Genomic DNA, 10,644 nt, shown 5'->3' on the forward strand with positions numbered 1-10,644 from the left:
GGATTCACGACTGCTGCGCAGCCGAACGCAGGCTTCGCCAGCTGCTACAAGGTTGTGTTCAGCCGCGTGGATGGTGTTTGGCATGCAGGTCCTGCAAACGTGCGCGGGCGACATGGGTGTAGATCTGCGTGGTCGACAGATCGCTGTGGCCGAGCAGCATTTGCACTACCCGCAGGTCGGCGCCGTGGTTGAGCAAGTGGGTGGCAAAGGCATGACGCAGGGTATGCGGCGACAGCGACTTGCCGATCCCGGCAACCTTGGCCTGGTGCTTGATGCGATGCCAGAAGGTCTGCCGAGTCATCTGCTCGCCGCGCTGGCTGGGGAACATGACATCACTGGGACGCCCGCCAAGCAGCTCCTGGCGGCCATCGCGCATGTAACGCTCGACCCAGACAATCGCCTCCTCGCCCATCGGCACCAGCCGCTCCTTGCTGCCCTTGCCCATCACTCGCAGCACGCCTTGGCGCAGATTGACCTGCTCCAGCGTCAGGCTGATCAGTTCCGTCACACGCAAGCCGCAGGCATAAAGCACTTCGAGCATGGCGCGGTCACGTTGGCCGATGGCTTCGCTCAGGTCAGGTGCTTTTAACAAGGCCTCCACATCCGCTTCCGACAAGGATTTAGGCAGTGGTCGACCCAGCTGCGGCATATCGACACGCAAGGTCGGATCGACTGCAATCAGCTTTTCCCGCAGCAAATAGCGATAGAAGCCACGCACGCCGGAGAGAAATCGCGCCGTCGAGCGGGGTTTGTAGTTTTGCTCCAGACGCCAGGCCAAGTGATCGAGGATCAATTCGCGGCCGGCGTTGATCAAATCCAGCCCCTTCTCCTGCAGCCAGCCGTTGAACAGGGCCAGGTCGCTGCGATAGGCATCGCGGGTGTTATCGGAAAGACCTTTCTCCAGCCATAGGGTGTCGAGGAACTGGTCTATCAGTGGATGATCGATGGCGGGCATAAAGGCTCAGGCAAGACCGACAGTACGGTCAGGGAAGATAAATCGCAGGCAACAAAAAAGCAGCCCGTAGGCTGCTTTTTTCTGCATCGGAAGCTGGACTTAAGCCAGTTTTTCCTTGATGCGAGCTGCTTTACCGGACAGGTCACGCAGGTAGTACAGCTTGGCTTTACGTACGTCACCGCGACGTTTAACGGCCATGCTGTCGATTTGCGGGCTGTAGGTCTGGAAAGTACGCTCTACGCCAACACCGTTGGAGATTTTACGAACGGTGAAAGCACTGTTTACGCCGCGGTTACGCTTGGCGATAACAACACCTTCGAACGCTTGCAGACGCGAACGGTCGCCTTCCTTCACTTTCACCTGAACGACAATGGTGTCGCCCGGGGCAAAGGTAGGGATCTCTTTGGTCATCTGCTCTGCTTCGAGTGCAAGGATGATTTTGTTAGTCATGCTGTGCTCCTAAGGTAAATCGTCGGATCTACCATCGATACGTTGTTAACTATCGTCCCGCTCGCGGATGTATTCCTCGAGCAGCTTCTTCTCTTCTCCAGAAAGCGAGCGGCTTTCCAGAAGATCGGCGCGTCGTTCAAAGGTCCTACCAAGGGACTGCTGTAAACGCCAACGCCGGATATGCGCGTGATTGCCACTTAGCAACACGTCGGGAACACGCTGATCCGCATACACCTCCGGTCGGGTGTAGTGCGGGCAATCCAGCAAACCATCCGTAAAGGAATCTTCCTCGGCGGAGTCCGCATGCCCTAAAGCTCCAGGCAGCAGTCGTGTAACCGCATCGATCAGGACCATCGCCGGCAGCTCGCCGCCAGACAGTACATAGTCGCCAATCGACCACTCTTCATCGACATGAGCCTCTATAAAACGCTCGTCAATGCCTTCATAGCGGCCGGCAATCAGGATCAATGCATCCAGATTCGCCAACTCGCGCACCGCCGACTGAGTCAGTTGACGGCCTTGGGGGGACAGGTAAATTACCTTCGCCGCCTCCCCGGCTGCTGCCTTGGCCTGAACCAACGCATCTTCCAGGGGCTTGATCTTCATCACCATGCCCGGACCACCGCCAAATGGGCGATCGTCCACAGTGTGATGTCGATCCGTCGTGTAGTCTCGCGGATTCCAACAGGTGAGCTGCAAGAGCCCCTGTTTCACCGCACGACTGGTGATGCCGTACTCGCTGATGGCGGAGAACATCTCGGGAAACAAACTGATCACTTCTACGCGCAAGTTAGCCACGCTTAGAAATCCGCGTCCCAATCCACCTTCATCTCGCCTGCGGCAAGGTCGACGGCCAACACGCATTGCTCTGTATAGGGCAACAGGCGTTCGCGATCATCCAGGCTGCCAGCGCAAGGCTTGACCACCATTACATCATTGGCGCCGGTTTCCAGAAGATGATCGATTTTCCCGAGCAATTGCCCGAGTTGATCAATGACCTTCAGACCTTCCAGCTGGTACCAGTAGTACTCGCCGTCGGTCAATTCAGGGAACAGGTTGCGCGGCACGCAGATCTCATAACCGGCCAGAAGACGCGCTTCTTCACGATCATCAAGACCCTTGAGCTTTGCGACCAGGAACTTGTCGTTCCCACGTCCGCTGACCAGCTCGACCTGTTTCACATTACCTTCGCGCTTGAGCGTCCAGGTTTTGTACTGCAACAGGTTTTCAGTCGGATCAGTAAAGGAATACACCTTCACTTCGCCGCGAACGCCATGAACCGAATAAATTTTGCCGATAACGATCAAATCATCAGCAACAGCTGGCGTCGCGTTCATATTGCTCAGGCCGCAGCCTTAGCCGCGTCCTTCAACAACTGAGCAACGCGCTCAGAAGGTTGTGCACCAACGCTCAGCCAGTAGGCTACGCGCTCTTGGTTCACGGACAGACGGACTTCTTGACCACGAGCAACAGGGTTGAAGAAACCAACCTGTTCCTTGTGCGAACCGTCGCGCGGGTTGCGGCTGTCGGTTACGGTCAAGTGGTAAAACGGGCGCTTTTTGGAGCCGCCAAGGGCAAGACGGATTGTTAGCATGTGAACATCGTTCCTGTAGTCGGTGCTGCAAATCTAAAGGCACAGCGGGCATAGGTGCCCGAAAGGCCGCATATTCTAAGGAATATCCGGACTTTTGCAAATGTCTTTTTCCGGCTGCCTATCGGCCGCCATCAAGATTTGCTATAGAGCCGTCGTTGAAAACGGCCAGTCAGCTCCCGCCAAGTGCGGGTTTGCTGGAGATCCCACTTCCGTGTGGGAGGTGCAAGGGCAAGCCCCTGCGTAAATTATTTACATTCTCGGCATGCCGCCGCCGGGCAACATACCGCCCATGCCGCGCATCATTTTGGCCATTCCGCCTTTAGCGGAGAACTTCTTCATCATCTTCTGCATCTGCTTGTGCTGCTTGATCAAGCGACCGATGTCCTGCACCTGAGTGCCGGAACCCATGGCGATCCGGCGTTTGCGCGAACCACTGATCATCTCAGGGTCGCGGCGCTCGGCCGGGGTCATGGAATTGATGATGGCTTCCATCTGTTTGAACTGTTTCTCTGCCGCGCCTTGGGCGTTACCCATCTGCGCCAGGTTCATACCGCCCATGTTTGGCAGTTTGTCCATGAGGCCGCCGAGGCCGCCCATGTTTTTCATCTGTTGCAGCTGATCGCGGAAGTCTTCGAGGTCGAAGCCCTTGCCCTTTTTCAGCTTCTTGGCCAGTTTGTCGGCCTTGTCCTTGTCGAGGGTCTGTTCGGCCTGCTCGATCAGACTGAGCACGTCGCCCATGCCGAGGATGCGCGAAGCAATACGCTCAGGATGGAACGGCTCGAGCGCGTCGCTCTTCTCGCCCATACCGATGAACTTGATCGGCTTGCCGGTGATTGCGCGCACTGACAGTGCAGCACCGCCACGGGCGTCGCCGTCGACCTTGGTCAGGATCACACCGGTCAGCGGCAGCGCGTCGCCAAAGGCCTTGGCCGTGTTGGCGGCGTCCTGACCGGTCATGGCATCGACCACGAACAGCGTTTCGACCGGGTCGATCGCGGCATGCAGGGCCTTGATCTCGCCCATCATCTCTTCATCGATGTGCAGGCGACCGGCGGTATCGACGATGACCACGTCGATGAACTTCAGTTTTGCTTCTTTAATAGCCGCTTGCGCGATGTCGACCGGCTTCTGGCTCAGGTCGGACGGGAAGAAGGTTACGCCGACTTCACCCGCGAGCATTTCCAGCTGCTTGATCGCCGCCGGACGGTAAACGTCCGCAGACACGACCATGACCGACTTCTTCTTGCGCTCTTTGAGGAAGCGCGCGAGCTTGCCGACGGTGGTGGTTTTACCCGCCCCCTGCAAACCGGCCATCAGCACGACGGCCGGAGGAACGGCGCTCAGGTTCAAGTCTTCGTTGGCCGCACCCATCAGGCTTTCGAGTTCGGCCTGGACGATCTTCACGAAGGCCTGGCCCGGCGTCAGGCTGCGCGACACCTCGGTGCCGACGGCGCGTTCCTTGACCGAATTGACGAAGTCTTTCACCACCGGCAAGGCGACGTCAGCTTCGAGCAACGCCATGCGCACTTCACGCAGGGTGTCTTTGATGTTGTCTTCGGTCAGCTTGGCCTTGCCGGTGACATGGCGCAGCGTCTGCGAGAGACGGTCGGTTAAGTTTTCAAACATTGCGCGATCCTTTCAGGCCCTGTGTAGACCGGGATAATGGCGGCCCAGACCGGAATAAACATGTGCTCGGCGAGCCTGCGGCGTGGGCAGGTCGCGGATTATAGCGAAGACTGCGTCTGGCGGACACCTCGTCGTCAGGTTGCATGGTCTTTCGTGCTGCGGGGGTTCTATGCCAAACTCAGCGCCTTTCGGGCTTGCCTAACAGGATTTATGCTCCCCTTGTCACCCAGTTTGCTAACTACCCTCGCCGCCGCCAGCTTATATGCCGCTGCGACCCTCTATCAGGGCACTCGTCTGGCCACCGGTGCCAAGGCGAACAAACGCCTGCTGGTCACGCTCGGCGTGCTCGCCGTGCTGGCTCATAGCGCCAGTCTGTTCACCCACCTGCTGACACCGATTGGCCTGGGCCTGGATTTTTTCAGCGCCGCCAGCCTGATTGCCGCCGCGGTGATTGCCCTGACGCTGTTGGCCTGCTCGCGGATCCCGGTGGAAAACCTGCTTATATTGCTGTTCCCGCTCGGCGCCGCCACCGTGCTGCTCGCACAGTTCGCCCCCGCCGGCACAGTGCAGATCATCGACGAAGAACCGGGCATCCTCGCCCACATATTGTTGTCGATCCTCGCCTACGGCATGTTCACCATCGCGGTATTCCAGGCGTTGCTGCTGCTGGTTCAAGACCATCAGCTCAAGCACAAGCACCCGTCCGGCCTGATCAAGAACTTCCCGCCGCTGCAAACCATGGAAAGCCTGCTGTTCGGTTTCCTCTGGGCCGGCTGGACCCTGCTGTCGCTGTCGCTGATCTCCGGCTGGCTGTTCGTCGACAACCTGTTCGCCCAGCACCTGGTGCACAAAACCTTGCTGGCATGCCTCGCCTGGATCGTCTTCAGCGTGCTGCTCTGGGGCCGTAATCGCCTCGGCTGGCGCGGACACAAGGCCATTCGCTGGACCCTCGCCGGTTTCTGCCTGCTGATGCTGGCGTATTTCGGCAGTAAGCTGGTTCGTGAATACATCCTGCATATCTGACGGGCGGCATTAATGGACGACTTGCCCATAGGGCCGATGCTCGCGGTAGTGGCCCTGCTGATTTTATGGTCGGGGCTGTTTACCGCCATCGAAGCTGCGCAACAGTACTTGCTCGCCCAGCGGGCAGCTTCGCGTTCGAGCGACAAGCCGGTGGCAAAGCTGAGCTTTTCGCTCAATAGCCTGATCCTCTGCAACACCCTGTGCCGCGCACTGGTCGTGGTCATCAGCACCTTGCTGGCGATTTTCACTTGGGCGGAAAACGGTCCATGGGTGGCCTGCCTGGGGGCTGGCGCCGTGCTTCTGGTGTTCGCCGACTACCTGCCGCGCACCCTCGCCGTCCGTTATCCGGACGCAGTCCTGGCCCTGGGCAACACCTTGCTTGGCGCGCCACTGAAAATCATCTATCCCGCCGCCTGGTTGCTCAATGGCATAAGCCAACTGCTGATGCGACCGTTCGCCCGCAAAGTCAACGTGGTGCAGCAGAGCGAAGACGAGGCGCCGAACGAACGGCACGACGATCACGAACACGCCGTCTGCCGCCCACACCCGCTGTCAGGCATCCATGCGCTGGACAACATCACGGTCAACGACATTCTGGTGCCACGCAGTGACGTCGAAGGGGTCAATCTGGACGACTCCCTCGAGGAAATCATTGAGCAGCTTCGCGCCAATAAACGCACGCGCTTGCCGGTTTTCCACAGCGACATCAATCAGGTCGAGGCAGTGCTCAATACCCGGCAGATCCGCCATCTGCTGTCCGACGCCAGTCTGACCCGAGAAGCACTGCTGGCAGCCTGTCACGACCCCTACTTCGTGCCGGAAAGCACCCCGTTGCAACTGCAGCTGTTGAATTTCCACAAACAACAGCGACGCCTGGGCATAGTGGTCGACGAGTACGGCGAAGTGCTCGGTGTCGTGACCCTGGAAGACATTCTCGAAGAAATCGTCGGCGAGTTCGAAAGCCAGCACAGCCTGGATAACCCGCACATCCATCCACAGGCGGATGGCCGCCTGGTGATCGAAGGTGCGGCGTCGATTCGCGAATTGAACAAAAGCCTTGGCTGGCACCTGCCCAGCGATGGTCCGAAAACCCTCAACGGGTTGGTGACCGAGGCGCTGGAGACCATTCCGGAAAGTGCGGTATGCCTGAAGATCGGGCGTTACCGCCTGGAGATTCTGGAGACGGAAGACAATCGGGTCACGCGGGTGCTGATCTGGCATACGAGTTCGGCCCCAGCGGTTGTACCTGCACGATAGATCGCTAAAAGATCGCAGCCTTCGGCAGCTCCTACAGGGGAGCGCATTCCAGATGCAGGAGCTGCCAAAGGCTGCGATCTTTTTGCCCTTGTTGAATCATTAGCCTCCTTCCTATAATCGAACCGCTTACCCAAGCCCCGCCATACCCAAGTGCTACCCGCACTCTGCGTTAAGCCCACATCCCTGGGTGTTCGACCATAATAATTCGCTCCACTGGGGCACATGACTGTCAGGGATAACCGCATGACGACCAGCACGACTTATAACGACACCGCGCCTGCGCAACCGACGAACTCCGCCACCCGCGTGGCGACCGCGAGTTTCATCGGCACCGCCATCGAGTTCTACGACTTCTACGTCTATGCCACTGCCGCTGCACTGGTGATCGGTCCGGTGTTCTTTCCGCAAACCTCCGGCACGGCCCAGATGCTGTCGGCGTTCCTCACCTTCGGCATCGCCTTCCTGGCTCGACCGCTGGGATCGGCGCTTTTCGGCCACTTCGGTGACCGCATCGGGCGCAAGTCGACGCTGGTTGCCTCGCTGCTGCTGATGGGCGTATGCACTACGCTGATCGGCGTACTCCCGGGCTACGACAGCATTGGGGCCTGGGCGCCGATCCTGCTCTGCGTGCTGCGCTTCGGCCAGGGCCTGGGACTTGGCGGTGAATGGGGCGGCGCGGCGCTGCTGGCGACGGAGAATGCGCCAAAGGGCAAACGCGCCTGGTTCGGCATGTTCCCGCAGCTTGGCCCCTCGATCGGCTTCCTCGCGGCCAACGGCCTGTTTCTTACGCTGGCCATGACCCTGAACGACGAACAGTTCCGCTCGTGGGGCTGGCGGATTCCGTTCCTGCTCAGTGCCGCGCTGGTGATGGTCGGTCTGTACGTGCGCCTCAAGCTTCACGAAACCCCGGTTTTTGCCAACGCAATGGCTCGCCAGGAGCGGGTGAAGATCCCGCTGGTCGAGTTGCTGAGTCAGTACTGGGCGCCGATGCTGCTGGGGGCCGGGTCGATGGTGGTGTGCTACGCGCTGTTCTATATCTCGACAGTGTTTTCGCTAAGCTATGGCGTATCGACGCTCGGCTACACCCGCGAAACCTTCCTCGCGCTGCTGTGCTTCGCTGTACTGTTCATGGCCGCTGCCACCCCGCTGTCGGCCTGGGCCAGTGATCGTTACGGGCGCAAACCGGTGCTGATCATCGGCGGTGTGCTGGCGATTCTGTCCGGCTTCCTGATGGAGCCGCTGCTGACCCAAGGTTCGACCTGGGGCGTGGCGCTGTTCCTGTGCATCGAGCTGTTTCTAATGGGCGTGACGTTTGCGCCAATGGGCGCGCTGCTGCCGGAGCTGTTTCCAACCCACGTGCGCTATACCGGTGCGTCGGCGGCCTACAACCTGGGCGGCATTGTCGGGGCCTCGGCGGCGCCATTCTTCGCACAGAAGCTGGTGGCGATGGGCGGTTTGAGTTATGTCGGCGGGTATGTGTCGGGGGCGGCGGTGCTGAGCTTGATTGCTGTGCTGTGCCTGAAGGAGACGCGCAATAACGATCTGAATCGGGTTGCCTGACAGATCGCCATCGCGAGCAAGCTCGCTCCCACAGGGTTCTTGGTTGGCCACAGATTGTGTGTACACCCCAATTCCCATGTGGGAGCGAGCTTGCTCGCGATAGCCGCGACTCGGTTTACAGCTCTACAACAACAGCCTGAGAAGCGCGGGTTGCTTTAGCACGAGCAGCGTCAATTGACTCATCCCGCGCCAACGCCACACCCATCCGACGCTGACCATTCACCTCAGGCTTGCCGAACAGACGCAACGCCGTATCCGGCTCGCTCAACGCAGCACCGAGATTGGCGAAAGCCGTCTGGGTAGACTGCCCTTCCACCAAAATCACCGCCGAAGCCGATGGGCCAAACTGACGAATCAGTGGAATCGGCAGGCCCAGAATCGCCCGTGCGTGCAACGCGAACTGCGACAGGTCCTGGGAAATCAACGTCACCAGACCCGTGTCATGTGGACGCGGCGAGACTTCGCTGAACCAGACTTGATCACCTTTGATGAACAGCTCAACACCAAACAGACCACGGCCACCCAAGGCTTCAGTGACGGCTTTGGCAACGCGCTCGGATTCGGCCAGGGCAATCGGGCTCATGGCTTGTGGCTGCCAGGATTCCTGATAGTCGCCCTTCTCCTGACGGTGGCCGACTGGCGCGCAGAACGTAGTGCCGCCAACGTGACGCACGGTCAACAGGGTGATTTCGTAGTCGAAGTCGATAAAGCCTTCGATGATCACGCGGCCTTTACCGGCACGGCCGCCTTCTTGAGCGTAATCCCAGGCTTTGCGCACGTCATCGACGCTACGCAGCAGGCTCTGGCCTTTGCCCGACGAGCTCATCACCGGTTTAACCACACATGGGAAGCCGAGGTCTTCGACAGCCTTGCTGTAATCCTCAAAGGTGTCGGCGAAGTGGTACGGCGAGGTGGGCAGGTCCAGCTCTTCAGCGGCCAGGCGACGGATGCCTTCGCGGTTCATGGTCAACTGCGCGGCGCGAGCGGTCGGGATCACGGTGAAGCCTTCGGCTTCCAGTTCCACGAGGGTCGCGGTGGCAATGGCTTCGATTTCCGGCACGATGAAATGCGGCTTTTCGGCTTCGATCACGGCACGCAGGGCGGCGCCGTCTAGCATGTTGATCACATGGCTGCGATGGGCGACCTGCATGGCCGGGGCATTGGCGTAGCGATCCACGGCAATCACTTCAACGCCCAGACGTTGCAGCTCGATCACCACTTCCTTGCCCAACTCGCCACAGCCACACAGCAATACGCGGGTCGCGGCTGGCGACAATGGAGTTCCGATACGGGTCATCTCAGGTCCTCAAGAAGCGGATCATCGAGGGTCGCAGCGCCTGGCGCGCTTCCCATGGGGAGAAAGCGCGGCATTTTACATGAACCTGCGGGTTTGGCTTCAGCTGACGATGGCCTGTTTGCGCAAGCGCCAGGCCATGATCAACCACACGGCGGTCACGCCGGCGAACTTCGAGCCCATGGCGGTGAGGATCACGCCTGGAGTGAACGCATCGATCATGCCAAAGAAGATGAAGGTATCGAGGGGAATACTCAGGGCCGAACTTATCCACAGGCGGTCGTGCAAGGGACGCTTGGTGATGCTGAACACCAGCCAGTCGATGCATTCGGACACCGCGAACGCCGTGGCGCTGGCCAGCGCGATGGAAGGATCGGACGTCACGTAGGACAACACCAGCGCTGCCAGCATCGCCGCGATCGCGCCATGGCCGAAACGGGTTTGCACCATGTCGCGCAAAACGAACACCAAACCACCCCAGGCCGACCAGATGATGTCCAGGTGCGGAGCGGTGGAAAAGGCGTAGTTGATCAGCACGACGCTGCTGATGTAAGCGATCAGGAAGAGCATGGGGCGGCGGGATACCTGTCAATTTGGCGCACAGGGTACTTCAGCCATACACAAGCACCAAACCCAAACGCGAATCCTGTAGCAGCTGGCGGAGCCTGCGTTCGGCTGCGAAGCAGTCGTGAATCCTGAGTCCGCGGTGTGCCTGAATGACTGAATTGCCTGATTTTGCGACTGCTGCGCAGCCGAACGCAGGCTCCGCCAGCTGCTATGTATGGACTCGCCCCCACTGTCTACCCGCTTTTGAAAAACCGCCGCCCCGTTGCATCTATGTATCAGGCCTATTCGAGGAAGCCGACTTCGGCTTCTGGCCAAAAT

11 protein-coding genes are annotated in these 10,644 nt (G+C 59.4%); 3 read left to right on the forward strand and 8 right to left on the reverse strand.

The window, feature by feature from the left end; genetic code table 11:
- Positions 1-58: 58 nt before the first annotated feature.
- The 6 genes from xerD to ffh form a co-directional block, all read right to left on the reverse strand.
- On the reverse strand, positions 59-955 hold the full coding sequence (xerD, locus tag WLY71_RS26820) for a site-specific tyrosine recombinase XerD (protein ID WP_347805960.1): 897 nt from the start codon (positions 953-955) through the stop codon (positions 59-61).
- A gap of 99 nt (positions 956-1,054) precedes the next feature.
- Positions 1,055-1,405: a 50S ribosomal protein L19 gene (gene rplS, locus WLY71_RS26825; protein ID WP_003175895.1), complete on the reverse strand. Its 351-nt coding sequence runs from the start codon at positions 1,403-1,405 to the stop codon at positions 1,055-1,057.
- 45 nt (positions 1,406-1,450) lie between these two features.
- Complete coding sequence (gene trmD / locus WLY71_RS26830) at positions 1,451-2,203, reverse strand: tRNA (guanosine(37)-N1)-methyltransferase TrmD (protein WP_010463006.1); 753 nt, start codon at positions 2,201-2,203, stop codon at positions 1,451-1,453.
- A 2-nt stretch (positions 2,204-2,205) separates the two neighbouring features.
- Entirely contained in the window at positions 2,206-2,742 is a 537-nt protein-coding gene (gene rimM / locus WLY71_RS26835) for a ribosome maturation factor RimM (RefSeq protein WP_007944873.1), read from the reverse strand.
- Positions 2,743-2,747: 5 nt separating this feature from the next.
- Positions 2,748-2,999, reverse strand: coding sequence for a 30S ribosomal protein S16 (rpsP, locus tag WLY71_RS26840; RefSeq protein ID WP_007944872.1), 252 nt, complete (start codon positions 2,997-2,999; stop codon positions 2,748-2,750).
- A gap of 249 nt (positions 3,000-3,248) precedes the next feature.
- A complete protein-coding gene (gene ffh, locus WLY71_RS26845; RefSeq protein ID WP_347805961.1) occupies positions 3,249-4,625 on the reverse strand; it encodes a signal recognition particle protein in 1,377 nt (458 codons plus the stop codon).
- 210 nt (positions 4,626-4,835) lie between these two features.
- On the opposite strand from ffh, the gene WLY71_RS26850 reads away from it, so the two are divergent.
- The 3 genes from WLY71_RS26850 to WLY71_RS26860 all read left to right on the forward strand — a co-directional run bounded on the left by WLY71_RS26850 (position 4,836) and on the right by WLY71_RS26860 (position 8,465).
- Positions 4,836-5,648 carry a cytochrome C assembly family protein gene (locus tag WLY71_RS26850; protein ID WP_347805962.1) on the forward strand — a complete coding sequence of 271 codons (813 nt, stop codon included), beginning with the start codon at positions 4,836-4,838 and terminating at the stop codon, positions 5,646-5,648.
- 12 nt (positions 5,649-5,660) lie between these two features.
- Complete coding sequence (locus WLY71_RS26855) at positions 5,661-6,905, forward strand: HlyC/CorC family transporter (protein WP_347805963.1); 1,245 nt, start codon at positions 5,661-5,663, stop codon at positions 6,903-6,905.
- A 243-nt stretch (positions 6,906-7,148) separates the two neighbouring features.
- Positions 7,149-8,465: an MFS transporter gene (locus WLY71_RS26860; protein WP_033056397.1), complete on the forward strand. Its 1,317-nt coding sequence runs from the start codon at positions 7,149-7,151 to the stop codon at positions 8,463-8,465.
- 115 nt (positions 8,466-8,580) lie between these two features.
- Here WLY71_RS26860 and purT read toward each other — a convergent pair whose 3' ends face one another.
- Together purT and WLY71_RS26870 are read right to left on the reverse strand one after the other, a co-directional pair.
- Entirely contained in the window at positions 8,581-9,762 is a 1,182-nt protein-coding gene (gene purT, locus WLY71_RS26865; protein WP_347805964.1) for a formate-dependent phosphoribosylglycinamide formyltransferase, read from the reverse strand.
- Positions 9,763-9,861: 99 nt separating this feature from the next.
- Positions 9,862-10,329 carry a preQ0 transporter gene (locus WLY71_RS26870; RefSeq protein ID WP_347805965.1) on the reverse strand — a complete coding sequence of 156 codons (468 nt, stop codon included), beginning with the start codon at positions 10,327-10,329 and terminating at the stop codon, positions 9,862-9,864.
- Between the last annotated feature and the right edge of the window lie 315 nt (positions 10,330-10,644).

Source organism: Pseudomonas rossensis (assembly GCF_039888995.1).
Lineage (GTDB): Bacteria > Pseudomonadota > Gammaproteobacteria > Pseudomonadales > Pseudomonadaceae > Aquipseudomonas > Aquipseudomonas rossensis.